This is a genomic window from Flavobacterium hiemivividum, assembly GCF_004349145.1.
GTDB lineage: Bacteria > Bacteroidota > Bacteroidia > Flavobacteriales > Flavobacteriaceae > Flavobacterium > Flavobacterium hiemivividum.
Window position 1 is genome coordinate 287,207 of the sequence record NZ_SMFO01000001.1, and the last position, 25,311, is coordinate 312,517.

General features: G+C 34.4%; 25 protein-coding genes. 6 read left to right on the top strand and 19 right to left on the bottom strand.

Annotated elements, in window-relative coordinates; all coding sequences use genetic code 11:
* Nucleotide 1 precedes the first annotated feature (1 nt).
* The 12 genes from ftsA to E0F98_RS01325 are packed head-to-tail and all read right to left on the bottom strand — an operon-like array spanning nt 2 to nt 13,687.
* On the bottom strand, nt 2–1,381 hold the full coding sequence (ftsA, locus tag E0F98_RS01270; RefSeq protein WP_132108431.1) for a cell division protein FtsA: 1,380 nt from the start codon (nt 1,379–1,381) through the stop codon (nt 2–4).
* Nucleotides 1,382–1,389: 8 nt separating this feature from the next.
* Nucleotides 1,390–2,112 carry a cell division protein FtsQ/DivIB gene (locus E0F98_RS01275; RefSeq protein WP_132108433.1) on the bottom strand — a complete coding sequence of 241 codons (723 nt, stop codon included), beginning with the start codon at nt 2,110–2,112 and terminating at the stop codon, nt 1,390–1,392.
* Nucleotides 2,099–3,448: a UDP-N-acetylmuramate--L-alanine ligase gene (gene murC / locus E0F98_RS01280; RefSeq protein WP_132108435.1), complete on the bottom strand. Its 1,350-nt coding sequence runs from the start codon at nt 3,446–3,448 to the stop codon at nt 2,099–2,101. The genes E0F98_RS01275 and murC overlap by 14 nt, the downstream gene beginning before the upstream one ends.
* Nucleotides 3,449–3,479: 31 nt before the next feature.
* Nucleotides 3,480–4,568 carry an undecaprenyldiphospho-muramoylpentapeptide beta-N-acetylglucosaminyltransferase gene (gene murG, locus E0F98_RS01285; protein ID WP_132108437.1) on the bottom strand — a complete coding sequence of 363 codons (1,089 nt, stop codon included), beginning with the start codon at nt 4,566–4,568 and terminating at the stop codon, nt 3,480–3,482.
* Between the two features lie 46 nt (nt 4,569–4,614).
* Nucleotides 4,615–5,904 carry an FtsW/RodA/SpoVE family cell cycle protein gene (locus E0F98_RS01290; RefSeq protein WP_132108439.1) on the bottom strand — a complete coding sequence of 430 codons (1,290 nt, stop codon included), beginning with the start codon at nt 5,902–5,904 and terminating at the stop codon, nt 4,615–4,617.
* Between the two features lie 48 nt (nt 5,905–5,952).
* The gene (murD, locus tag E0F98_RS01295; RefSeq protein WP_132108441.1) at nt 5,953–7,284 is read right to left on the bottom strand and encodes a UDP-N-acetylmuramoyl-L-alanine--D-glutamate ligase; all 1,332 of its coding nucleotides are present in this window, start codon (nt 7,282–7,284) and stop codon (nt 5,953–5,955) included.
* A 1-nt stretch (nt 7,285) separates the two neighbouring features.
* A complete protein-coding gene (gene mraY / locus E0F98_RS01300) occupies nt 7,286–8,515 on the bottom strand; it encodes a phospho-N-acetylmuramoyl-pentapeptide-transferase (RefSeq protein WP_132108443.1) in 1,230 nt (409 codons plus the stop codon).
* Between the two features lie 7 nt (nt 8,516–8,522).
* Entirely contained in the window at nt 8,523–9,986 is a 1,464-nt protein-coding gene (locus E0F98_RS01305) for a UDP-N-acetylmuramoyl-L-alanyl-D-glutamate--2,6-diaminopimelate ligase (RefSeq protein ID WP_165929264.1), read from the bottom strand.
* Nucleotides 9,983–11,986 carry a penicillin-binding protein gene (locus E0F98_RS01310; RefSeq protein ID WP_132108445.1) on the bottom strand — a complete coding sequence of 668 codons (2,004 nt, stop codon included), beginning with the start codon at nt 11,984–11,986 and terminating at the stop codon, nt 9,983–9,985. The genes E0F98_RS01305 and E0F98_RS01310 overlap by 4 nt, the downstream gene beginning before the upstream one ends.
* Nucleotides 11,977–12,324 (bottom strand): FtsL-like putative cell division protein, encoded by a 348-nt coding sequence (locus tag E0F98_RS01315; protein ID WP_132108447.1) that lies wholly within the window; start codon nt 12,322–12,324, stop codon nt 11,977–11,979. Before E0F98_RS01315 ends, E0F98_RS01310 begins: the two co-directional genes overlap by 10 nt.
* A 6-nt stretch (nt 12,325–12,330) precedes the next feature.
* Nucleotides 12,331–13,239 carry a 16S rRNA (cytosine(1402)-N(4))-methyltransferase RsmH gene (rsmH, locus tag E0F98_RS01320; protein ID WP_207917078.1) on the bottom strand — a complete coding sequence of 303 codons (909 nt, stop codon included), beginning with the start codon at nt 13,237–13,239 and terminating at the stop codon, nt 12,331–12,333.
* The gene (locus E0F98_RS01325) at nt 13,214–13,687 is read right to left on the bottom strand and encodes a division/cell wall cluster transcriptional repressor MraZ (protein WP_132108451.1); all 474 of its coding nucleotides are present in this window, start codon (nt 13,685–13,687) and stop codon (nt 13,214–13,216) included. Before E0F98_RS01325 ends, rsmH begins: the two co-directional genes overlap by 26 nt.
* A 396-nt stretch (nt 13,688–14,083) precedes the next feature.
* Between E0F98_RS01325 and E0F98_RS01330 the strand changes: the two genes are divergently transcribed.
* The gene (locus tag E0F98_RS01330; protein ID WP_132108453.1) at nt 14,084–14,848 is read left to right on the top strand and encodes an alpha/beta fold hydrolase; all 765 of its coding nucleotides are present in this window, start codon (nt 14,084–14,086) and stop codon (nt 14,846–14,848) included.
* Between the two features lie 37 nt (nt 14,849–14,885).
* Nucleotides 14,886–15,506: a ribosome biogenesis GTP-binding protein YihA/YsxC gene (yihA, locus tag E0F98_RS01335; RefSeq protein ID WP_132108455.1), complete on the top strand. Its 621-nt coding sequence runs from the start codon at nt 14,886–14,888 to the stop codon at nt 15,504–15,506.
* Between the two features lie 86 nt (nt 15,507–15,592).
* On the opposite strand, the gene gldC is transcribed toward yihA, so the two are convergent.
* Both gldC and gldB read right to left on the bottom strand, forming a co-directional pair.
* Nucleotides 15,593–15,928 carry a gliding motility protein GldC gene (gene gldC, locus E0F98_RS01340; protein ID WP_132108457.1) on the bottom strand — a complete coding sequence of 112 codons (336 nt, stop codon included), beginning with the start codon at nt 15,926–15,928 and terminating at the stop codon, nt 15,593–15,595.
* On the bottom strand, nt 15,928–16,884 hold the full coding sequence (gene gldB, locus E0F98_RS01345; protein WP_132108459.1) for a gliding motility lipoprotein GldB: 957 nt from the start codon (nt 16,882–16,884) through the stop codon (nt 15,928–15,930). Before gldB ends, gldC begins: the two co-directional genes overlap by 1 nt.
* 102 nt (nt 16,885–16,986) lie before the next feature.
* Here gldB and nadE point away from each other — a divergent pair, with 102 nt between their 5' ends.
* Both nadE and E0F98_RS01355 read left to right on the top strand, forming a co-directional pair.
* Nucleotides 16,987–17,787 carry an NAD(+) synthase gene (nadE, locus tag E0F98_RS01350; RefSeq protein ID WP_132108461.1) on the top strand — a complete coding sequence of 267 codons (801 nt, stop codon included), beginning with the start codon at nt 16,987–16,989 and terminating at the stop codon, nt 17,785–17,787.
* A gap of 90 nt (nt 17,788–17,877) precedes the next feature.
* Nucleotides 17,878–18,507 carry a response regulator transcription factor gene (locus tag E0F98_RS01355; protein ID WP_132108463.1) on the top strand — a complete coding sequence of 210 codons (630 nt, stop codon included), beginning with the start codon at nt 17,878–17,880 and terminating at the stop codon, nt 18,505–18,507.
* On the opposite strand, the gene dnaG is transcribed toward E0F98_RS01355, so the two are convergent.
* From dnaG to rlmN, 3 genes are all read right to left on the bottom strand, one after another.
* Nucleotides 18,508–20,475: a DNA primase gene (dnaG, locus tag E0F98_RS01360; protein ID WP_132108465.1), complete on the bottom strand. Its 1,968-nt coding sequence runs from the start codon at nt 20,473–20,475 to the stop codon at nt 18,508–18,510.
* 95 nt (nt 20,476–20,570) lie between these two features.
* Nucleotides 20,571–21,548, bottom strand: a complete 978-nt coding sequence (locus E0F98_RS01365) for a polyprenyl synthetase family protein (RefSeq protein WP_132108467.1) — start codon at nt 21,546–21,548, stop codon at nt 20,571–20,573.
* A 214-nt stretch (nt 21,549–21,762) separates the two neighbouring features.
* On the bottom strand, nt 21,763–22,806 hold the full coding sequence (gene rlmN / locus E0F98_RS01370; RefSeq protein ID WP_132108469.1) for a 23S rRNA (adenine(2503)-C(2))-methyltransferase RlmN: 1,044 nt from the start codon (nt 22,804–22,806) through the stop codon (nt 21,763–21,765).
* Between the two features lie 202 nt (nt 22,807–23,008).
* On the opposite strand from rlmN, the gene E0F98_RS01375 reads away from it, so the two are divergent.
* Together E0F98_RS01375 and E0F98_RS01380 are read left to right on the top strand one after the other, a co-directional pair.
* A complete protein-coding gene (locus E0F98_RS01375) occupies nt 23,009–23,275 on the top strand; it encodes a hypothetical protein (protein WP_132108471.1) in 267 nt (88 codons plus the stop codon).
* A 278-nt stretch (nt 23,276–23,553) separates the two neighbouring features.
* Nucleotides 23,554–24,195 carry an O-methyltransferase gene (locus E0F98_RS01380; protein WP_132108473.1) on the top strand — a complete coding sequence of 214 codons (642 nt, stop codon included), beginning with the start codon at nt 23,554–23,556 and terminating at the stop codon, nt 24,193–24,195.
* 193 nt (nt 24,196–24,388) lie between these two features.
* Here the strand turns inward: E0F98_RS01380 and E0F98_RS01385 are convergent, their stop codons facing one another.
* Together E0F98_RS01385 and E0F98_RS01390 are read right to left on the bottom strand one after the other, a co-directional pair.
* On the bottom strand, nt 24,389–24,952 hold the full coding sequence (locus E0F98_RS01385) for a phosphatase PAP2 family protein (protein ID WP_132108475.1): 564 nt from the start codon (nt 24,950–24,952) through the stop codon (nt 24,389–24,391).
* Nucleotides 24,952–25,278 (bottom strand): Sec-independent protein translocase subunit TatA/TatB, encoded by a 327-nt coding sequence (locus E0F98_RS01390; RefSeq protein ID WP_132108477.1) that lies wholly within the window; start codon nt 25,276–25,278, stop codon nt 24,952–24,954. The genes E0F98_RS01385 and E0F98_RS01390 overlap by 1 nt, the downstream gene beginning before the upstream one ends.
* Nucleotides 25,279–25,311: the final 33 nt, after the last annotated feature.

Genomic DNA, 25,311 nt, shown 5'->3' on the forward strand with positions numbered 1-25,311 from the left:
CCTATTCTGCGTTATCTAAAAAATCTTTGATCTTGTCGACATAACGATCAAAAAAGGAGCGTTTTATTTTATCTCCAGTAGATTCTTCCTTAGTAACATTCCTAGCCGTTTCTAATTCTTGCTCTTCTTCCTCTCTTCGATCCTGAACTTCCATAACAGGAGCACGATATGGCGCTGCTTTTGGCTGAACAATTTCGTCTTTTCTAACAGCACTTTGCGTATTATTTTCGATGCTGTTCATCACTAACCCTACTGCCGTAGCATATAATGGACTAGAAAATTCCTCATCAGAATCACCTGCTAAATGCTCGTTTGGATAACCTATTCTAGTATCCATCCCAGTGATGTATTCTACTAACTGTTTAATATGTTTTAGTTGCGCACCGCCACCTGTAAGAACAATTCCAGCGATTAACTTCTTGCGTGGATCTTCATGTCCGTAGGCTTTGATTTCTGTAAAAACTAGCTCAACAATTTCAACAACACGCGCGTGAATTATTTTTGACAAGTTTTTAAGAGAAATTTCTTTTGGCTCTCTTCCTCTTAATCCTGGAATAGAAACTATTTCGTTATCTCTATTTTCACCTGGCCAAGCTGAACCAAATTTTACTTTTAATAATTCTGCTTGTTTTTCAATGATCGAACAACCTTCTTTTATATCATCAGAAATTACATTTCCTCCAAAAGGAATTACGGCAGTGTGACGTATAATTCCATCTTTAAAAATTGCTAAATCTGTTGTTCCGCCACCAATATCGATTAAGGCAACTCCAGCTTCTTTTTCTTCTTGACTCAATACAGCGTCACAAGATGCTAATGGCTCTAATGTCAATCCCGACAATTCGATTCCTGAACTTTGAATACATCTTCCTACGTTTCTAATAGATGATGCTTGCCCAACTACAACGTGAAAACTAGATTCTAATCTTCCACCATACATTCCGATAGGCTCTTTAATTTCAGATTGACCATCAATTTTAAATTCTTGTGGCAAAACGTGAATAATTTCTTCCCCTGGCAACATGGCCAATTTATTCACTTGATCTATCAGAAGCTGAATATCAGCTCCGCCTATTACTTCTTCGGGATTACTTCTACTGATGTAATCCGTATGTTGAATACTGCGGATGTGTTGTCCAGCAATTCCTACTACTACATCCTTAATTTTATAACCTGAATTATTCTCAGCTTCTTGAACAGCTTGTTGGATGGATTGTATGGTTTGTGTAATATTATTCACAACTCCTCTGGCAACACCTAAACTTTTAGATTTACCAACTCCTAATATTTCCAACTTACCGTATTCATTTTTCTTGCCTATCATGGCAACAATTTTTGTTGTCCCAATATCTAGACCCACTGCAACATTCTCTTTTTCCATTTATCTATTTATTTAGTGCAAACTACTTGTTTTGTAAATCTGAGGTCTATTTTTTTATACTTATATAACGAACTATCTAAAACTGCTTTTTGAAAAAAGGCCTTATAATCTTTGAATTTTTGCTCCATATTTGCAATATCTCCAAAATCAATTTCATAATTATAATTCCTATTGAGCATTTTCAACCGTCCATTGTGCATAACTTCTATAGCAATGATGTTTTTTTTCAAAAAATCATCGTCATAAATTACACGGAATAATTGAGAATATTTTTCGCTATTTTTTCTATTAATCACCCCCGAAACAAGCGGAACTCTGGCCGTAAAATTGTCTGAAAGCGGCATGATACCACCCTCGTAATCAACATAAAAAGAACCTTCTTTATCGAAAACCCTTGCTACTGGTGTCTTTTGAACTACTACTGCTTTAAGAACACCATCAATACTTACAAACACATCTGATTTGTCAATCATCTCATTTGAATTCAGTCTTCTTTCTAGCTTATTCAAATCTAATTTATCTTTTCCAATGCTTGAGGCATTCTCTTTATTTTCTATTAACAATTTATTAACCGTTTCTCTTTTTACAAAAAGGGCATTATCTCCTTCAAAAACAACGACAGATTTAGTGAGTTTTCTGCTTTGATTTCGAATAGAAGAAAACGAAAAAAGAAAGATCACAGCTCCTAACATGAGCACTAATCTCATGTTTGTCCAGTTAAATATTTTCATTTAGCGCTTTTTTAATTGACCCTACTAATTCTCCAATATCTCCCGCTCCAATCGTAACGATTATTTGAGCATCACTTTCCAGGATTGCTCCTATCACATTTTCTTTTGAAACTAATTTTTTATTTTTATTTTCCACTTTATTCAACAACCATTCTGATGTTATTCCTTCCATTGGCAATTCTCGTGCTGGATAAATATCCATTAACAACAACTCATCAAACTGCGATAAACTTTTGGCAAAATCATCAGCAAAATCTTTTGTTCTACTGAACAAATGGGGCTGAAACAAGGCTAAAACTTTTTTAGTAGGATATAATTCTCTTACCGCCTGATAAACCGCATTAATCTCTGTTGGGTGATGCGCATAATCATCGATATAGACTAATTCATCCTTTTTAATCTGGTAAGAAAATCTTCTTCTAATTCCTTTGAATGAAGCTAAGGCTATTGCAATGGCATCGGTTGGGGTGCCGAAATTTATTGCCATTGCGATAGCCATCAAAGCATTCATTAAATTGTGTTTTCCAGGTAATCCAAAACGGAAATCTTTTAAAATTCCATTTGGTGTTTTTACGTCAAAAATATAACTCCCGTTTTCGATCCTTACATTTATTGCGCTGTACGCAGCATCTTCACTCACCGCTACGGTAACGCCTTCTAAGGGTAATTCGGTGGTGATAAATAATCTACTTTTATCTTCTACTTTATTTGCAAATTCAACAAAGGATTCTTCTATCGCATCACTGGTTCCATAAATATCTAAATGATCCGCATCCATTGATGTAATACAAGCGATATTAGGATGCAAATGTAAAAACGAACGATCAAATTCATCTGCCTCAACAACAGTAACTGTTTTTCCGTTTCCTACTAGATTCGAATTATAATTTTCTACTATTCCTCCAATAAAAGCAGTAACATCTGCACCGCTATCATGCAAAATATGACCTAAAATACTAGACGTTGTTGTTTTACCGTGCGTTCCCGCAACCGCAAAACAAAAAGTATCTTTTGTAATTATCCCTAAAACTTCTGCTCTTTTCTTAATATTATATTCACGTTCAACAAAATAATTCCATTGCGAATGTGTTTTAGGAACAGCAGGCGTAATAATTACTAAGGTGTTTTCGATATAATAATCTTCAGGAATCAAATCGATCCTGTCCTCAAAATGAATTGCAATACCACTATCAATGAGCTCTTTTGTCAAAGCTGATGGCGTTTTATCGTAACCGGAAACTTGCTTGCCGATATTTTTAAAATACCGAGCCAAAGCACTCATTCCGATGCCACCAATACCGATGAAGTAGACGTTATGTATTTGCTTTAAATCCATTTTTTATTTTTTCAATTACAAATCTTACTTGCTATTTTATTAAAGTTACTATCTTATCTACAATCATTTTTGTAGCATTAGGCATCGCTAAATGTTTGATATTTTCGCTCAATTGACTTTGCTTTCCTTTATCTTTTAACAGCGCTTCAAAAACCAAGCTAAACTCTGAATCGAGTTCAGACTCTTTCAACAATAGCGCACCTTTTTTATCTACAATAGCTTTTGCATTTTTAGTTTGATGATCTTCAGCAACATTAGGCGACGGGATAAAAATTACTGGTTTACCCACAATACATAATTCCGATACTGAGGACGCTCCCGCTCTGGAAATAATAATATCTGCTGCAGCATATACATAATCCATTCTTTCGATAAAATCAACCACCTGAACTGTCGCAGAATTGTATTTTTTATAATCTTCAAAATACAATTTCCCGCACTGCCATATTATTTGAACATTTTGCTTTTGAAAATTAACCAACTCTTTTTCGATCAATTGATTTACTCTTCGTGCTCCCAAGCTTCCACCAAGAACTAATAGTGTTTTTTTATCAACATCTAAATTAAAGTGAGCAATAGCAGCTGCTCTTTTACTTTCAATATCAATTAAATCCTCACGAACCGGATTCCCAGTTAAAACCATTTTTTCTTTTGGGAAAAATCGTTCTAGATTTTCATAAGCCACACAAATTGTATTTGCTTTTGTGCTTAATAATTTGTTTGTAATTCCAGGAAAGGAATTCTGTTCTTGAATCACTGTTGGAATCCCCATTATACTAGCCATTTTTAACAATGGTCCGCTGGCAAATCCACCTGTTCCAATAACTACATCGGGCTTAAACTCATTTAATATTTTTCTTGATTTCCATAAACTATCGGCTAATTTTAATGGAAACATTAAATTTTGGGCACTTATTTTCCTTTGCAAACCTGCAATCCATAAACCTCTGATTTGAAAACCGGACTGAGGTACTTTTTGCATTTCCATCTTATCTTTGGCACCAACAAAAAGAAAATCAGCATCAGGAAAGCGAGATTTTAATTCATTTGCAATGGCGATCGCAGGATAGATATGTCCACCTGTTCCTCCACCACTTAATATGAATTTATATTGTCTCATCTTGTTGAAAATTTTAGTTTAAAAATTAACTAATTTCTTAGTAGTATTATTTATTAAAAACTGCGTTCATCGGGTTTGAAGTTTTATCTTGTATAGAATAATCCTCCTCCATCTTATGTTCCGATTCTAACTCAGCATCGATTAATTTTTGAAGTGCTTCTTCACGCTTAGCAGCTGTCTTCAGTTCTTCTTCAATTTCCTCATCCTTTTTAGTTACACTGATAATAATTCCAAGCGCAAAGCAAGTCATCCAAATAGAACTACCTCCACTACTAATTAGCGGTAAAGTCTGACCCGTCACCGGCAATAATTCTACAGCTACAGCCATATTGACCATCGCCTGAAATATCATTGGAAAACCAAGCCCAACGACGACTAACTTTCCAAAGGTTGTATTAGCTTTATGCGACGCTATCACGAATCGAAATAGCAATAATAAATATAAGACTAGAACTCCAAATCCGCCGATAAGACCATATTCTTCGACTATAATGGCGTAAATAAAATCAGACGAGGATTGTGGTAAAAAATTCTTCTGAACACTTTTTCCAGGACCTAATCCATAAATTTTACCTGATGCAATTGCTATTTTAGCCTTCTCAATTTGGTAATCATCTTCATCTGGTTTATCCGTACTGAAATTTTCGATTCTACTCTCCCAAGTGCTTACCCTACTAAAAAATCGCGAATCCGGAAAAGCTTTGGCGACAAGCACAAAAAAAACAAGAAACAAAAAACCTGAACCTACAATCGCTCCAAGATATTTTAATGGGTATTTTCCAATAAAAACCAACATAAGTACCATTGCAAAAATTAATGCTGTAGTAGAGAAATTAGCAGGCAAAATTAGAATCAAAGTTACAAATACCGGCAACCACAGCTCCCATAACGAGGTCTTAAAGCTTATTGGCTCTTCTCTAGTTTTAGATAAATAACGGGCTACAAATATAAACAACACTACTGATGCCAATGTCGACGTCTGGAATGACATCCCTATAAAAGGCACCTGAATCCATCTACTTGCATTTGCTCCAGCAATTACAGTTCCTTTGATTAGAGTATAAAGTAATAATAACCAAACCACGGGTAACGCCACCTTAGATATTGCTCTAAAATAATGATACGGAACTCGATGTACGCCATAAATAATTAAAAAACCGATACAAATATGAACTAAATGTTTTACCAAATACCCCAATGTATTTCCAGTTCCATGTCCTAAATAAGCCAAATTACTACTGGCACTAAAAACAGGCATAAACGAAAACAAGGCTAATAAAGCCACGAATGACCATATTACTTTATCTCCTTTTAATCTACCTATTAATTGTTTCATTTGTATTATTTATATATTCTTTATAAAATCTAAATCTTAACTCTAAAATTATAGATTATGAACCGCTTGTTTAAATTGATTTCCTCTATCCTCATAGCTTTCAAACAAATCAAAACTCGCACAGGCAGGCGACAGCAATACAGCATCTCCTTTCTCGGTCAATCGTTGTGCCATTCTTACAGCATCATTCATATTTGTTACTTCAACCATCATATCAACTACATTCCCAAAAGCATCGATGATTTTCTTATTATCAACACCAAGACAAATAATAGCTTTTACTTTTTCACGTACTAATGACATCAATTCATTGTAGTCATTTCCTTTATCAACACCACCCACAATCCACACTGTAGGCATATTCATACTGTCTAGTGCAAAAAAAGTAGCATTTACGTTAGTTGCTTTTGAATCATTGATATATTGTACGTTTTGAATTTTCAATACATTCTCAAGGCGGTGTTCCACTCCTTGAAAATTAGATAAACTTTCACGGATTGTTGCTTTTCTAATTTGCATCAATTTTGCCACAGAGGTTGCTGCCATTGCATTTTTCATATTATGTTTTCCTTCTAATGCAATAGATTCTGTTTCCATTAAAAATTCATCCTGATTGATTTTTACTTCCATTTTATTGTTTTGTATAAAGGCTCCTTCGTTGAATGTTTTTGTCAAGGAAAAAGGGATTAATTTAGCGTTCGTTTTATTATTTCCTAACCATGCTGTTATGGCCTCGTCATCTGCGTCATAAATGAGGTAATCATCCTCGGTTTGATTCATTGTAATTCTCATTTTAGAATCAATATAATTTTGATAATTATAATCGTATCTATCTAAATGATCCGGACTTATATTTGTAATAATAGCAATATGGGGCTTGTAATCCACGATCCCGTCCAGCTGAAAACTACTCAATTCTAATATGTAAGAATCGTATTTATCTTCAGCAACTTGCAAGGCAAAACTCTTACCTATATTTCCGCCCAATCCTATGTTTAGTCCACCCGATTTAAGCAGGTGATAAGTCAACATCGTAGTGGTCGTTTTTCCATTGCTTCCTGTAACTCCTATTGTAACTGCCTTAGTAAAAGGAGCGGCAAATTCTATTTCAGAAATCACCGAAATCCCTTTTTCAACCAGTTTTTTTACAATTGGAGATTTATCTGGAATCCCAGGACTTTTCATGACTACATCGGCATTTAGAATTAAATCCTCTGTATGCTTTTCGTCTTCCCAATCAATACCATTATCTATAAGAACTTTCTTGTAATTCTCTTTTATTTTTCCAAAATCAGATACAAAAACATCATATCCTTTTTTCCTGCCTAAAATGGCAGTACCTACTCCACTTTCTCCTCCACCTAAAACTACTAGTCTCATATTATCTTAATTTTAGAGTAATGATCGAAAGTATAGCGAGAAGAATAGCTACAATCCAAAATCGAGTTACAATTTTACTTTCGTGGTAACCCTTCTTTTGATAATGATGATGCAATGGCGCCATCAGGAAAATTCTACGGCCTTCGCCAAAGCGCTTCTTGCTAAATTTGAAATAAGCAACTTGTATCACAACCGATAGATTTTCAACCAAAAATATTCCGCATAATAATGGAATCAGCATTTCTTTTCGAACAGCTATTGCTAGCACAGCTATGATTCCACCAATTGTCAAACTTCCTGTGTCTCCCATAAATACAGATGCAGGATAGGAATTGTACCAAAGAAATCCAATTAAAGACCCAACAAAGGCAGCAATAAAAACGGTCATCTCCCCTGAATTAGGGATGTACATAATATTTAGATAATTCGAAAAAATAATATTTCCAGAAACGAAGGTGAAGATTCCCAGCGCTAAGACCGATATCGCCGAAGTTCCTGCTGCGAGCCCATCGATTCCGTCTGTTAAATTGGCTCCGTTTGAAACTGCCGTGATAATAAAAATAACTACAGGAATAAAAATTAACCAAGCCCATTTTTCATATCCTTCTCCTGTCCAAGCTAATAATTCAGCATAATCAAATTCATTATTTTTGAAAAAAGGAATTGTAGTAGCTGTCGATTTTTCCTCGACCGGACTCTGCGTAATAACGTTCTCCGTAGAAACTCTAAAAACATCAACTTTTCCAGTATCAGTACGTACAGTAACTCCCGGACTAAAATAAAGAACAGCACCAACAATAAGGCCTAAACCTACTTGTCCAACTACTTTAAAACCACCTTTTAATCCTTTTTTATCTTTTTTAAATATTTTAATGTAATCATCTATAAAACCAATTGTCCCCATCCATAAAGTAGTTACAATCAACAGTACTATGTATATGTTTTGCAATTTTGCAAACAACATAACAGGAACAAGAGTAGCAAATATGATGATCAAACCTCCCATGGTTGGTGTTCCCGCTTTTTCATTTTGTCCCGCTAACCCAAGTTCACGAACAGTTTCTCCTACTTGCTGATTTTGCAAAAATCGGATAATTCTTTTTCCATAAATTGTAGACAACAACAACGAAAGTATAAAGGCTAAAGCCGATCTAAATGTTATGTATTGGAAAACTCCCGTCCCCGAAACATTCAATGTCTTGTCTAAGTATTCAAAAAAGTAATACAGCATATTTTTACTATTTATGAAGTTGTTCTAATATCTCTTTTACTATTTTCATGTCGTCAAAATCGTGACGCACCCCGTTGACCTCTTGGTAAGTTTCATGTCCTTTTCCCGCAATCAAAATAATATCATTTGGCTGAGCCAATTGACAAGCTGTTTTTATAGCTTGTTTCCTGTCAGTTATTGAAAGTACTTTTCTGTAATTTTCTGCCGAAACACCTGTTTCCATCTCTTTAATGATAGTTTCAGGATCCTCATTTCTTGGATTATCAGAAGTAAGGATTACTTTGTCGCTCAATTGAGAGGCGATACTCGCCATAATTGGTCGCTTGGTTTTGTCCCTATTACCGCCACAACCCACAACTGTAATTAGTTGTTCGTTTTTCGTTCGAATATCATTTGTTGTTTTCAAAACATTTTCTAATGCATCTGGCGTGTGTGCATAATCGACAATCGCCGTGATGTTTGTCTTAGAAACAATAAACTGGAATCTTCCAGAAACACTTTCTAATTCAGACAACAATCTAAGTGTCTCTAAGCTATCTAATCCTAATTCGACAGCAGTACCATAAATTGCCAAAACATTATAAGCATTAAAAGTCCCGATTAGTTTTACCCAAACTTCATTTCCTTCCACCTTTAACAGCAAACCAGACAATTGATTTTCGAGAATTTGCGCTTTGTAATCAGCGTATGATTTCAATGCATATGTACGTTTACTAGCTATAGTATTTTGCAACATTATAGCGCCATTTTTATCATCACTATTTACCAACGCAAAAGCGTTTTTCGGTAGGTTGTCAAAAAATGATTTTTTCACATCTCTGTATTCGGCAAACGTGGGATGATAATCTAAATGATCGTGAGATAAATTAGTAAAAACACCACCTACAAAATGCAATGCTTCTGTTCTTTTTTGATGAATTCCATGAGAACTCACTTCCATAAAACAATATTCGACACCTTCATTTCTCATTTCGGCTAAGTAATGATTGATGGTAATTGAATCTGGCGTTGTATGCGTCGCTTTGTATTCGATGTTATCAACTAGAATTTTAACCGTCGAGATTAAGCCTACTTTATAACCTGCTTTTTTGAATAATTGATATAGTAAAGAAGCAATTGTAGTCTTCCCATTTGTTCCTGTAATACCTACTAATTTTAATTGATCAGATGGATTTCCGAAATAATTAGCAGCCATAAAGGCCAATGCTGTATTTGTATCTTTTAATTGAATATAAGTAATTCCTTTGTCGAAAACTTCAGGAAAAGTATCACATACAATCGCTATCGCGCCTAGCTCGATTGCCTTTTGAATATAATCATGTCCGTCAGAAACAGATCCTCGAATCGCTACAAAAACGTCATTTTTTTCAACTTTTCTTGAATCAAATTCGATTTTGTTTATAGCAATTTCAGTCGAACCATGTACGGCCTCGATTGCAACTTTGTATAATATGTCTTTTAGTATAATCACAATAATTCTAATGTTATAGTTGTGTTTTTTATTATATCCTGACCCGCTTGAAGCGATTGCGCCTTAACCTTTCCCATCCCAACAGCTTTTACTTTTACGCCTAAGTTTTCTAGTAAGGCAATTGCATCCATTCCTGGCATTCCTTTTACATCTGGAATTGAACGCTGCTGTTTTTGTAACTTAGCAAAGTAGTTATCGTAATTCTTTTCCTGCTTAGGAATTTTTCTGTTTATATTTCTTATCTCATTTGTCGAAGGAACATCTGTGAAAATCTTTTGTGCAATTCTTTTAAATACGGGACCAGCAACACCAGCGCCATAAAAGTCCCCTTTTGCAGTACTTGGTTTATGCACTACCACAATACAAGAATATTTAGGTTTATCAGCAGGAAAATAACCCACAAATGAAGATGCGTAATGCATAGGCGTACCATCTCGTTTACCGTAATTTACTTGAGCCGTACCTGTTTTACCAGCCATCGAAAAATCTTTCGAATATAATTTAGACGCAGTCCCTTTTCTAACTACATTTTTCAAAACTTCTTTTAATTTCAAAAGTGTTTCAGGAGAACATATCTTTGGATTTAGCACTTCCTTTTCCATTTTTACAATGGTTTTGTTCCACTCTTTAATTTCTGACACAAATTGTGGTTTTACCATCACACCATTATTGGCAACAGCATTATAAAACGTTAAAGTCTGCATAGGCGTTATTGAAACTCCGTACCCAAAAGCCATCCAAGGAAGTGATATATTTGACCAGCTTTTATCGCTTGGCTGCGGAATAAAAGGCCTTCCTTCCCCTTGAAAATCCATATTTAACTTCTTATTAAACCCATAAGAATTTACATAATTAACAAATTTCGAAGGATTGTTTTTATAATTTTCATAAACTGCTTGTACCACAACCGTATTAGAAGACAGTTCGAATCCTCTCGCTAATGATATTTTACCATAACCACCTTTTTTCGAATCCCTTACTACTTTTCCTGAATATCTTATTTCCCCTCCATTTGTATCATATACGGTACTTGTATCAGCAACTTTGTCTTCAAGAAGCACCATTAAATCAACTAATTTAAAAGTTGAACCCGGTTCGTGCGATTCGGCAACAGCATAATTAGTTGTCTCATAATAAGTGCCATCATTTGCTCTGCCTAAATTAGAAATAGCACGTACTTTTCCCGTTTCTGTTTCCATTACCACCACACAACCATGATCAGCCTCAAACTCTTGCAATTGCTTTAATAAGGCATGATGAGCAATATCTTGTATGTAAACATCAATAGTTGATATTACATCGTAGCCATCTTGAGGATCCACTTCGTTAACATCACGAATAGGTTTCCATTGTCCTTTTGCGATTTTTTGTTTCAGAATCTTACCGTCTTTTCCATTCAAGTATTTTCTGTAGGCCCATTCGATTCCTTTTCCATCATACTCACCAGAAGGTGTTTTTCTTTCATAACCAATAGTACGTTCGGCTATTTTACCTATCGGATGTTCTCTTACCGTTTTTTGTTCGATAATAATACCCCCTTTATAAGCGCCTAGTTCAAACAAGGGAAAACCTTTAATTTTTATATAATCTGTATAACTTAAGCCTCTGGCGATTAAATAATATCGATTGTTATTTGCTCTGGCTCTTCTAAGCTCGTTTTGATAAAAACTACTTGATTTACCCAACACAGTAGCAAGTGAATCCGACAGAGACTGTACATTTTTTTCGAATACTTCTTTTTTTGGAGCTAAAGCGTCAAAACGTATAACATAATTAGGAATTGAAGTCGCTAGCAAACTTCCATCAGAAGAATATATATTCCCTTTATTTGCTGGAATAACAAAATTCTTAACCGTTCTCTCTTTAGCTAATTTCCTGTAATAATCTCCTTCAACCCACTGAATATTAGTTAATTTCACAGCAATAGCAATCGCTACCAAAAGGATAGCAAATGCAACGAGATAGATTCTGTATGATATTTGTTTATCTTCTACTGCCATATTTTTTTAAGAAAAGTTTTCTCTTCTTCTTTTTTTACTTTGATTTTAATTGGTGGAACCGTCGATGGAAAAATTTCTTTTTCTACCATCTTTTCAGAAACCGTAGATTCCATTTTCAATTTCATTAACTGGGAACGTCTGTCAACAAATTCTGAACGCAATTCTTTTACCTCAGTTGATAATTTTGCTATTCTAAAAACCTTCTGCTCAAACTGCTGTGTATTAGCAATCATAATTATCGCTAAAAGAATAAGAAAAACGATAAAACGCCAATTTTTCATCGCATCATCGTCGATAAGAAATCTCGCTTTTAATATGTTATAAACACCATTTTTCATTCTAGATTATTTCTTTTCAGCTATTCTTAATTTAGCACTTCGGGCTCTATTATTTAGTTTAATTTCTTCTTTGTCAGGAACTATTAGCTTACCAACAGTCTTAAATGGAACCGAGAAATTTCCAAAAAAGTCACGTTCAGGCTCTCCTTCAAACATTCCGTTTTTCATAAATCGCTTCACTAACCTGTCTTCTAATGAATGATACGAGATCACACTTAATCGTCCTTCTGGCTTTAATACCTCTAATGATTGTTCTAAAAACTCCTTTAAAACATCCATTTCTTGATTTACTTCAATTCGAATAGCTTGATAGATCTGAGCTAGTATTTTATTCCTTACTCTGTCTGGTAAATATTTTGCCAAAACTTCTTTTAATTCGTCGGTCGTCTTAATAAGCTGTATTTCTCTAGCTTCAACAATGGTTCTAGCTAAAGCTGGAGCGTTTTTTAACTCTCCATAATCTAAAAACACCCGTTTTAAATCAGCCTCCTCATACTCATTTACAATCTTGTATGCATTTAAGTCGTTTTTCTGACTCATTCTCATATCTAATCCAGCATCAAATCGAGTAGAAAAACCTCTTTCTGCAACATCAAACTGATGAGAAGAAACACCCAAATCTGCCAAAATCCCATCAACACTTTTTAATCCATAAAAACGCAAGAAACGCTTGATAAATCTAAAGTTCTCATTGATAAGTGTAAATCGCTCATCTTGCAAGGCGTTTGCTAAAGCATCTTCATCCTGATCGAAAGCAAAAAGTTTTCCTTCTGGTCCCAATCTGCTTAATATCTCTTTTGAATGTCCTCCTCCACCGAAGGTTACATCTACATAAACACCATCAGGCTTAATATTTAAACCATCTACTGATGCATGTAGTAAAACCGGATTATGATATTCCATTGTCGTCGTCATTTAAATTTCCCATTACCTCTTCTGCCAAATCAGCAAAATCTAAGTCTTCACCACTTATCGATTTTTCGTAAAGATCTTTATCCCAAATCTCAACTATATTCACAGCGGAAGAAAAGACTACCTCTTTAGAAATACTTCCAAAAACCACTAAATCCTTAGGGACTAATAATCTTCCTAAAGAATCTATTTCTACAATTTTTACACCCGCCGTGAATCTTCGAATAAAATCATTATTCTTCTTCACAAATCGGTTTAGCTTATTGATTTTAGCCATCATCAAATCCCATTCTTCCATTGGATACAACTCTAAACAAGGTTGAAAAACAGAACGCTTCAAAACGAATCCGCTTTGAAGAGAAGCAGTCAATTGCTTTTTCAAAGGCGCTGGCAACAGCAACCTTCCTTTAGCATCGACCTTACATTCATATGTTCCAACAATTGTATTCAAAAGAATAGCTTTAGATGATTATAGAGCAAAAATATGAAAAATAATACCACTATCTACCACTATCTCCCACTTTGTTAATAAGTTTAACCACTAGGAAGCAAAACCCCGTAGTAATGAGACATTCAGACTGTCAAGGTGTTAGCTGCTTTATAAGATACCTCTAAGAATTCTCAAACTATAGAAATTCTCACCCAATTATTATTAAGATTTTAACTACTGCGTTAGTTTATTATTAACAGAAAACATCTTTAAAATAAAGTGATTTTACACAAAACACAGCTCATAATAAATAAATGCAATTAAAATGGCCTAATCTGTTTAAAAATCGTTTTCAAAAATTCATTTTTATTTATTAAATCATATATTTGTGAAAATTGGAAATCCGTATTCAACAAAATGGAAAAAAACTATAAAAAAGAAGGTAAATACAGCTATTATGAAGCTGGAGAAGGAACGCCGCTTGTAATCTTACACGGGCTAATGGGAGGATTAAGTAATTTTGATGCTGTAGCCAGACATTTTTCTGAAAAAGGATACAAAATTGTTATTCCAGATTTACCTATTTATACTCAAAATATTTTAAAAACAAACGTAAAAAGCTTTGCTAAATATGTAAAGGATTTTATCACTTTTAAGGGTTTTGATAGAGTAATCTTACTAGGAAATTCACTAGGAGGTCACATCGCTTTATATCATACAAAAATGTATCCTGAAAAAGTAGCAGGACTTGTCATCACAGGAAGTTCAGGACTGTATGAAAGCGCCATGGGTGATAGTTATCCAAAAAGAGGCGATTACGAATATATTAAGAAAAAAGCAGAGGACGTATTCTATGATCCCGCAATTGCTACACCAGAATTGATCGAAGAAGTTTATGCAACCGTTAATGATAGAATAAAACTAATCAAAACATTAACTATTGCTAAAAGTGCAATTCGTCATAATATGGCAAAAGATCTTCCAAAGATGCATGTGAGAACTTGTATTATCTGGGGAAAAAACGACAAAGTTACACCGCCGGATGTAGCCGAAGAATTTAATAAATTATTACCCAACTCCTCTTTATATTGGATTGATAAGTGTGGTCACGCAGCAATGATGGAACAACCAGAAGAGTTCAATCGCGTGCTTGAAGAGTGGCTAACAAAATCCAATCTATAAGCATCTCGACATAACAAGAGATTATACACAAAAAAATATGAAAATCAATACCGCCGAATTTGTAATTAGCAACTCCGATGTGAGCAAATGTCCAAAAGACCGTTTGCCAGAATATGCTTTTATAGGCAGGTCTAACGTTGGAAAGTCCTCATTAATCAATATGTTGACCAACCAAAAAAAATTAGCTAAAACATCTGGAAGACCTGGAAAAACACAGCTAATCAATCATTTCTTAATCAACAACAATTGGTTCTTAGTTGATTTACCAGGATATGGTTATGCTAAAGTATCCAAAAAGACAAAATCAGTTTTTCAGCAGTTTATTACAGATTATTTCGAAACAAGAGAACAGCTAGTTTGTGCTTTTGTCTTAATCGATATTCGTCATGAAGCGCAGACTATAGACATTGAATTTATGTCCTATATGGGCGAAAGCGAAATTCCGTTTTGTATCATTTTTACCAAAGCTGATAAAATCAGTAAAGTAAAAATTGATTCGCATATTGCAGCTTACAAGAAAAACATGTTCGCTAATAACTGGGCCGAAATGCCACAATACTTCGTGACCTCTGCAACGGAGTCATTGGGAAAAGAAGATGTTTTACAATACATTGACGAAGTAAACCAAGAAGTTTTCAAAAATAGCAGTCAGTTTTAAATACAGACTGGTTTTTTTCTAAATAAAAAATATCCCAAAACTTATCTAATAAGCTTTGGGATATTTTATTTATAAAGTAAGTACTCTTACTTTTTCAATTCTAGCTTTTCAGCAAAATATTCGCAGAAATCCTTCATGGTGTCCGCCATTTTCTCATCACCTGTAGCACGGTGAAAAGTATCTGACATCGCCACTAGGGTTTGATGAAAGAAAATTTTCATTTCATCAACTGGCATATCTTTCGTCCATAAATCAATACGCATACTTTCTTTGGCTTTACTATCCCAAACAGAAAGCATAATCGCTTTTGCCTCTTCAAGCTCTACTCCGCCGTCTTGCGCGGACCATAATAATTTTTCTGGAACACGGTTTTCATCTAATTCTACTAGGAATTTTATTTCCGATCTGTTTTTATCTGACATTACTTCTTAGGTTTGTATTTTGATTTTTCGAATATTTCTTTCGCACTTGTATCTAATAATTGTTGCAAAGATACTTCATTGTTTTTCATATAGGAGCGAACAATTTGCCATCCTATCCAAGCTCCTACTCGCCCAGGAGATTCATTGTCTATTTCTAAATAAAATTTAGAAAAGGGAGCCGGACTTATAAAGCGCGGAATTAATTTTTGATCATCACTGTAAAGCATTTCTTTTTCAATAAAATAACGCCAAATATAACTCTCGTTTTCGACACTCCATCCTATCTGCGCCTCCGTATATCCCATCTTATCAGCATCACTATAATCAGGTAGCAAAACATCTTTAAAGTACAACTCTTCTCCCGCCGCTATCATTTTAGACAAAAAATATTTATCGGTATCTGGAGCCACTTTTCGCTGGTAAAAGCGAGATACAACGTCAGGCATAATCTGGCTTTCTTCAAAATTCTGCTTAATATACTTAGGAAACTGATAAAATCGATGCTCTCTTCCTAAATACATCTCAAGCGAAATAATTACTATACTATCTGCATAAATCACTTTGTTATTATAATCCATTTCCGAGATTACCGTAATCACTTTGGGAGTCTTCGCCTCTGGAAAATAATACTTCATACGTTTAAAAAGCACTTCAAGATTATTTTCGACTTCATCAAAATTTTCGTATTTCTTTTGTACCTCAGTATATAATTCCCTCCAAAGTGGATCCTGCATTTTTTCTAACCAAACCGCATCTTCATTTCCATGAGGAAAAAAAAATGGAAATTCCTTTTTTATTTTATACAGATCTTTTGGCTCAGTTTCGAAAAAAACTTTATCAAAACGCTCTACCTCTAATTTCATAGGGATGTCATTTATAGCTGCTTCTGCTTTATCTTTTTTACCACAGGATAAAAAAAAGCAACACAGAAAAATACTATATATAAATATTTTCATTTTTTTTTAATTAGATTTGCATCGGAAAAATCAATCAAATCACAATTCTTCCGAATTTGATTTTGCAAATATACATTCCTACTATTGAATACGTAAACTATTATGATTAAAAAAAATACGCTTCAGGTGGAGAAAGTAAACTTCCAGATTGTTAATTGGTTAAAAACCTATGCTGAAAATGCAAATGTAAATGGGTTTGTCGTTGGAATTTCCGGCGGAGTAGATTCGGCAGTAACTTCCACTTTATGCGCACAAACAGGGCTTAAGGTTTTATGTGTTGAAATGCCAATTCATCAACACGAAAGCCATGTGAGTCGTGGACGAGAACATATTAATCAGTTGAAAAATAGGTTTCCTAATGTTTCAGAATCTCTTGCGGATCTAACTTCCGTTTTCGAAACATTAAAAAAAGAAGTTCCGACTGATTTTGAACAAAACAAGCTCAATCTTACTCTTGCAAACACGCGAGCACGCTTACGAATGACAACTTTGTATTATTTTGCTGGTGTTCACGGACTCTTAGTGGCTGGAACAGGAAATAAAGTAGAAGACTTTGGCGTTGGTTTTTTTACAAAATATGGAGATGGCGGTGTCGACCTTAGTCCCATTGCCGATTTAATGAAATCCGAAGTGTTTTTATTAGCGGCATATCTAGAAGTTCCCAATTCCATTTTAAACGCAGCTCCATCTGATGGATTGTTTGGTGATGATAAAACAGATGAAGTACAATTAGGTGCTACTTACGATGAATTAGAGTGGGCAATGCTTCATGATCAAGCAGGAAAATCAATTGAAGAATTCTCTGAAAGAGAAAAAAAGGTGTTTGAAATATACAAACGCCTAAACAAAATTAATCAACATAAAATGAAAGAAATACCTGTTTGTTTAGTTAATCGGGATTAATTACCTTTTATCCGAAAAATTAGAATTAATAGTTAATTTCCTTTATATTTAATAATGAATTGTGACAAAAAACTCTAAAAACTAAAAATCATGATTAAAGTTTGTCTAGCAGATAACTACCCGGTAGTACATTTTGGAGTGAAATCTTATTTTAAAGATCATGCTGAAATATCATTAGTTGCCAATGTTGGTAATTTTTTAATGATTCGCGATATACTCCAAACTAAAGATATTGATGTTTTAATATTGGACTTAGAATTAGAAGGTCTTGCCAGTATTTTTGAAGTCAAATCAATTTTGAAAAATTTCCCAAAAACAAAGATCATCATATTCAGTGGTCTTTCTGAACAGATTTATGCGCCAAACGCTATTAAAGCAGGAGTTTCAGGATTTGTTCATAAAAAAGAAAAACTGGAAACTTTGGGCCAGTCAATAATAAAAGTGAATCAAGGAAAGATAATCATGAATGAAACCGTGAAGAAAAATCTTGCCTTAATCGCAAAACAAAGCAAAAGTGAACGTTTGTATCGCAAACTTTCTAATCGCGAGGTGGAAGTATTGCGTTATTTAAGCGGTGGTAAAAAGAATCACGAAATTGCTGAAATTCTAGGTCTTAACGAGAAAACGATAAGTACTTACAAATTGCGTTTATTAACTAAACTGAATGTTACTAATTTAGTAGATTTAGTAAACAAAGCAAAAAAACTAGAAATAGTATAATTAAAAACGAGACATAACTCTTCCTAATTTTTTCGAAAAGGCAGCGGTTAAACCAAGATAGTCTCTAATCATAGTCATTGGCTCCGTATTATCTGATTCAGATGTTATGGAGCTTTTTATTTCTTCAATAATTTTACCTACTAAATACCAGCGCAGGGTTAAAATCGTCTCCGACACGTTTTGGCTTATTGTATCCTTTTTATATTTAGGAAAAATATTCTGTCCTTCCCAGTTGTGCATCACCAGCCTTTCATCTTCCATTAAAATATCAGTTACCTCTTGAGCGAATTCAGGTTGCAAACGCATCAAGTACTGCTCTAGACTGAAGCCATCATGTTGAAGATAATAATTGATTAAATCATTAAAAATATCACGAAATAAAGGATTTGCAAGTTCTACCTCATCTTCCTGCAAACTCAGATAGATCCTGTGAAATACTTTGTATTCCTTTTTTTCAATCACATGCTCAATTTCGCCTTCACCATTCGATCGTAAAAGTACATCTTCAAATTCTTCTGTTTTATCGCCATATAAAAGTAATATCTCTATTATTTTTCGTTCTAAGCGGTAAAGAATATCCACTTTCTCCGTATCGGCAGGGATTTCATTTTTTATAACTTCTAATGCTTTGTATTCTTGCTTTTGCTTTTTACCTACCTCAGCAGTGTCTTTCTGAACTAATTGTGCCAAAGTACTCACCAAAACCTGCTCTGAAATATCCATAATTCGAGAACATTCCTGTATGTATATTTCGCGTTGAATTCTATCCGGAATCTTAGAAATACTAACAACCATATCCCGAATCAAATCAGCTTTTTTAATGGGATCGTTCTTTGCTTCGTTCATTAAAAGCGAAGCTTTAAACTGAATAAAATCTTTTGCATTGTCTTCGAGATAAGCAACTAGATCATCGTGGGACGTTTTCTTAGCAAAGCTGTCCGGGTCTTCTCCATCAGGAAAAGTACAAATCTTCACATTCATTCCTTCTTCCAGAATTAAATCAATTCCTCGAATGGAAGCTCGCAATCCCGCGGCATCACCGTCAAAAAGCACCGTAATATTTTTTGTAAGTCGATTTACTAATCGTATTTGGTCTGGTGTTAAAGCGGTACCAGAAGACGAAACTACATTCTCAATTCCGGCTTGATTAAATTGGATAACATCGGTATAACCTTCGACTAAAAAGCAATTATCGAGCTTGGCTATAGATTGTTTGGCTTGATAAATTCCATACAACACCTTGCTCTTATGGTAAATTTCGCTCTCTGGTGAGTTTAAATATTTAGCCGCTTTTTTATCATTAGTGAGTATTCTACCTCCAAAACCAAGTACTCTCCCTGACATACTTTGTATTGGGAACATCACACGACTTTTGAAACGGTCAAAAGGTCTGTCTTCTCTAGGAATTGTTAATCCTGTACTTTCCAGGAATTCTAATTTATAGCCTTTTCCAAGTGCTTCTTTTGTAAAAGCGTCCCAAGTATCTGGAGAATAACCAAGGCTAAATTTTTCAATGGTATCATTAGTAAAACCTCGCTCTTTAAAATAAGAAAGACCAATTGCTTTACCTTCTTCAGAATTTAGAAGGGTTTTGTGAAAATAGGTTTTAGCAAATTCAGAAACCAAATACATGCTTTCGCGAACATCGGCATGGGCTTTTTCTTCATTTGATTGTTCCGTTTCCTCTATTTCTATATTGTATTTCTTTGCTAAGTACCGAATGGCCTCAGGATAAGTAAAATGCTCGTGTTCCATTATAAAAGCAACCGAATTTCCGCCTTTTCCAGAACTAAAATCTTTCCAAATCCCTTTCGCTGGCGAAACCATAAAAGATGGGGAACGCTCATCAGAGAATGGACTCAGTCCTTTAAAATTGCTTCCTGCTCTCTTTAATTGGACAAAATCGCCAATAACCTCCTCAACACGAGCAGTTTCGAAAACAGTATCTATAGTCGCTTTTGAAATCATTTTATAAGTGGAAAAGTGCAAATATACAAAACTATAACTGCAGCTAATTTAGAATCGAATGTAAATTAAAAGATTTTTGAACTTAAGAATATTCTTTATTTTTTCCTTTCAATAACGTAATTCACCATTAAGATTAAGGCGTCTTTGAAATCTGAATTAGGATAATTATCTAAAAGCAAAAGCGCTTCTTGCTGAAATTCAACCATTTTATTTTCGGCATAAAGTAAGCCGTTTTTGTTTTTCACAAAGGCAATCACTTCTTTAACGCGCTTTTTGTCCTTATTATGGTTTTTTATCGAATTGATAACCCAAGATTTCTCTTTAGAAGTACAAGTATTTAAAACATGGATTAGTGGTAAAGTCATTTTTTGTTCTTTGATATCAATACCTGTTGGTTTCCCAATAGCATCCTCAGTGTAATCAAACAAATCATCTTTAATTTGGAATGCCATACCGATTAGTTCACCAAACTTCCTCATGTTCTCTACCTGAACTTCGTCCTCAATCACTGATTTTGCACCAAGAGCGCAACAGGCAGCGATAAGTGTCGCTGTCTTTTTTCGAATGATTTCGTAATAAATATCTTCAGTGATATCGAGTCTTCTGGCTTTTTCGATTTGGAGTAATTCCCCTTCACTCATCTCCCGAACAGCAATCGAAATTATTTTCAATAAATCAAAATCACCGTTATCGATGGAAAGTAACAAGCCTTTGGAGAGCAAATAATCTCCAACAAGAACTGCAATTTTATTCTTCCAAAGGGCATTGATGGAGAAAAAACCTCTTCGGCGATTGCTGTCGTCTACTACATCATCATGAACCAAAGTTGCCGTATGAATTAGTTCGATAACACAAGCACCGCGATACGTTCGCTCGTTCACTGTTCCTTCAGAAACCATTTTAGCAGTCAGGAAAACGAACATGGGACGCATTTGCTTCCCTTTTCGATTCACTATATAATAAGTGATTCTGTTCAACAAAGCCACTTGCGAAGTCATCGATTCGTAGAACTTTTTTTCGAAAAGTTCCATTTCTTTAAGTATCGGCTGTTTTATTTGTGAGGTAACATTCATTTAGGATTCAAAGTTACATCTTTTAGTAAAATAATTAGTCTTAAAATTACTTTTAGCACGACATTAAGAAAAATAATTGCCCGTTAGCACAATAAATTATTTTTAAGCAATTGAATAGGTCAAACAAACTATGAAATAAAACAGGGTTGACTTAAATAAAGCCAACCCTGTTTGTATATGGAGTAATTAGTAATTTATTCGATCCATTAAAAAACTACCCTTCTTTATTAGCTAATTGCCCGCAAGCAGCATCGATATCTTTTCCTCTACTTCTGCGTACTTTAACTACAATTCCGCTCGCTTCTAGTGCCTTTATGTACGCATTTGTAGCTTCTTCGGATGCTTGCTGGAATTCGCCGTCATCAATTGGGTTGTATTCAATAAGATTCACTTTGCAAGGAACATATTTACAAAATTTCACCAATGCATCAATAGATTCTTTATTATCATTGATGTCTTTCCACACTACATATTCGTAGGAAATTTTGCTTTTGGTTTTTCTATACCAATATTCTAATGATTCTCTTAAATCAGCCAAAGGAAAATTTTTACTAAAAGGCATTATTTTAGCTCGAATCTCGTCTATTGCTGAATGCAGCGAAACCGCTAGTTTGATTTTTACATCATCATCAGCTAATTTCTTTATCATTTTTGGCACTCCAGATGTGGAAACCATAATTCTTTTTGGAGACATCCCTAAACCTTCCGTCGAAGTGATCATTTCGATCGCTTTCATCACATTATTATAATTCATGAGCGGCTCTCCCATTCCCATAAACACAATATTTGACAGAGGATGATTGTAGTACAAGCGACTCTCCTTATCGATCGCCAATACTTGATCGTAGATTTCGGCTGGCTCTAAATTTCGCATTCTCTTTAATCTTGCCGTAGCACAAAAATTACAATCTAAACTACAACCCACTTGGCTAGAAACACAGGCTGTTGTTCTAGTGTTTGTTGGAATCAAAACCGATTCCACCACTAAACCATCATGCAAACGAACTGCATTTTTCACAGTACCGTCTTCAGAACGCTGCATCTTATCCACTTTTATGTGGTTGATAACAAAGTTACTTTCTAACATGGCACGTGTTTCCTTTGAAATATTAGTCATATCCTCAAAACTATGAGCGCCTTTACTCCACAGCCACTCATATACTTGATTCCCGCGGAAAGCTTTGTCACCATGAGCGACAAAAAATTCACGTAATAATTCCTTAGATACTGATCGTATGTCTTTTTTCTCAATTTGCATGCTGCAAATTTAATGACTATTTCTCGATTTGTTGTTTTGTTAATTTAATAACTTTGCAGCAAATTAAAAAAAACCGTGCAAATACACTTCATTTTCCAAGAGTTAGAAGTCTATAATTTTATAGAAAATCGAATCAGAAGAACAGAACCAACTTAGAAACCTATTGTAAATTATCGTAAATTTGTATGTAAAACAGTAAAAAATGGGACTTCAAGAATTAAAACAAAAAATTCAAAGGCAACTTGAAGATGCAGACGAACGCTCATTGCGCATCGTATCATCAGTTTTTGACAATTATTTGAGCGAAGAAACACCCGATACATCTGTTGAAAATTCAATAACATTACAAGAAAAAAAAGCGATAGACGAAGCTCTTATACCAGTCGAGAAAAAGCAAACCATCTCGCACGATTTGGTGATGGAAGAAACTAAAAAAAAGTATTCAAAATACTTTAAGGATAAAAATTGAATGGACTTTAGCATCCAAAAATGATTATTGAAAAACATTGAATTTTTAGAAAATCTTTGGTCGAAAAAGCAAGTTTAAAAATTTATTAATGAACTAAATTATTCGATTTCGTTGCTAACAAAAAAGAATATAATTTTCACTAAACCCGGTTATCAGAATGTCTACAAGATGGTAATTAAAAAACAAATTACGATGTATCATTCAATTGATAACAAAACTATATACCTATTGCGATTTTGGAATAACTACCAAGATTTAAGTAATTTTAAATTAAAATAATGCATTTTATTTCCCAAGAATTAGAAGATTATATCGAACAACATTCTGAAAAAGAGCCCGCTCTATTAGCCGCTTTAAATAAAGAAACTTATCAGAAAATATTATTACCACGCATGTTGAGTGGCCATTTTCAAGGACGTGTTTTAAGCATGCTTGCAAAACTGATTCGCCCAGTGAATATTCTTGAAATCGGCACCTATACAGGCTATTCCGCTTTGTGTTTGTGCGAAGGAATGCAAGACGGCGGAACACTTCACACCATTGACATTAAAGAAGAATTAGTAGATTTTCAAAGGAAACATTTTGACAAATCGCCTTGGGGAAAGCAAATCATACAACATCTAGGTGAAGCAGTAGATATTATACCTGTACTAGATGTAAAATTTGATTTGGTTTTTATTGATGCTGATAAGGAAAACTACATTAATTATTTTAATATCATTTTGCCAAAAATGAACAAAGGAGGAATTATCCTTTCTGATAATGTTTTGTGGAGCGGAAAAGTACTAGAACCACTGCACCCAAACGACCTGAGCACAAAAATACTAGTAGAATATAATGAATTACTAAAAAATGACACTAGAGTTGAAACGGTGCTATTGCCTATCAGAGATGGTTTGACAGTGAGTAGAGTATTATAATTTCTTATTCTAAAAAACATCCTTCTTCCGCAAATTACTGCTTTAGCCCAGATTAAAAAGAATATCCTTGTGAATGAAAATGATTTTTTTCTAAACAAAAAAGAGCGACTAAAAGAAGCTCCTTTATTGTTATTGAAAAAACTATTTTCATTCATAAGATTGAAATGTAAAGCTGGAATTGCTTCTTAAGGATCTATAACGGAAAATACTTTTTTTGAAGTGCTTGATAGATTTTAAAGACTAAATAGCCCGAAAATATTCCGAATAAATAACCACATATAATGTCAAGGGGATAATGCAAGCCTAAATAAATCCTACTATAAGCGAATACCAATGGCCATAAAAACAATAAGTAGCCGTATTTGAAGTGTCGAAATATAACAAAATAAATAAAGGTCGCAGCCGCCATACTGTTGGAAGCATGACCTGAGAAAAAACTATAGGAAGTGCGAACTTGTACTACACGTATAATCGAGTTAATTTCTGGATTACTGCAGGGGCGTAGCCTTTGAAACCCATTTTTCACCAAGTTAGTTGCCTGATCTGTAAATGTAATTAAAACGGCAATAGCCAAAACAAAAAATACCGTTTGTCTTAGTCCTAATTTTTTATAGACAATATATAATAGAAAAACAAAAAAAGGAGCCCAGTACGCTTGTTTCGTAATTATTAACCAAAGTCCATCATACGTTTCTGAACCCAAACTGTTCAAAAAAATGAGTAATTTAGTATCTAGGGCCAGAATTTTATCGAGCATTATTTAGTTCGTTTGACAGGTCCTGTAATCTCTTCTATATCTTCCTGAACCTTCGTAGCTTGAGCAATAGAATCACCCATAAGATCATTCTTAACCTTATCGACCTGCGCATTAAAACTACCGGTTAAATCTGTCAAGGATTTAGTATCAAGACCATTAGCCTCCACTCCTTTTTGAATTTCACTTTTTATATCGTTAGTAGCATGTTTTAACTGCGCCATAGCTTTACCCATAGCACGCGCCATTTCTGGTACTTTATCTGAACCAAAAAGCATTAGCACAATAAACAATATAAAAACTAACTCTCCTCCTCCTATGCCAAACATAATTATTAATTTTAATTGCTGCAAAGATACCAA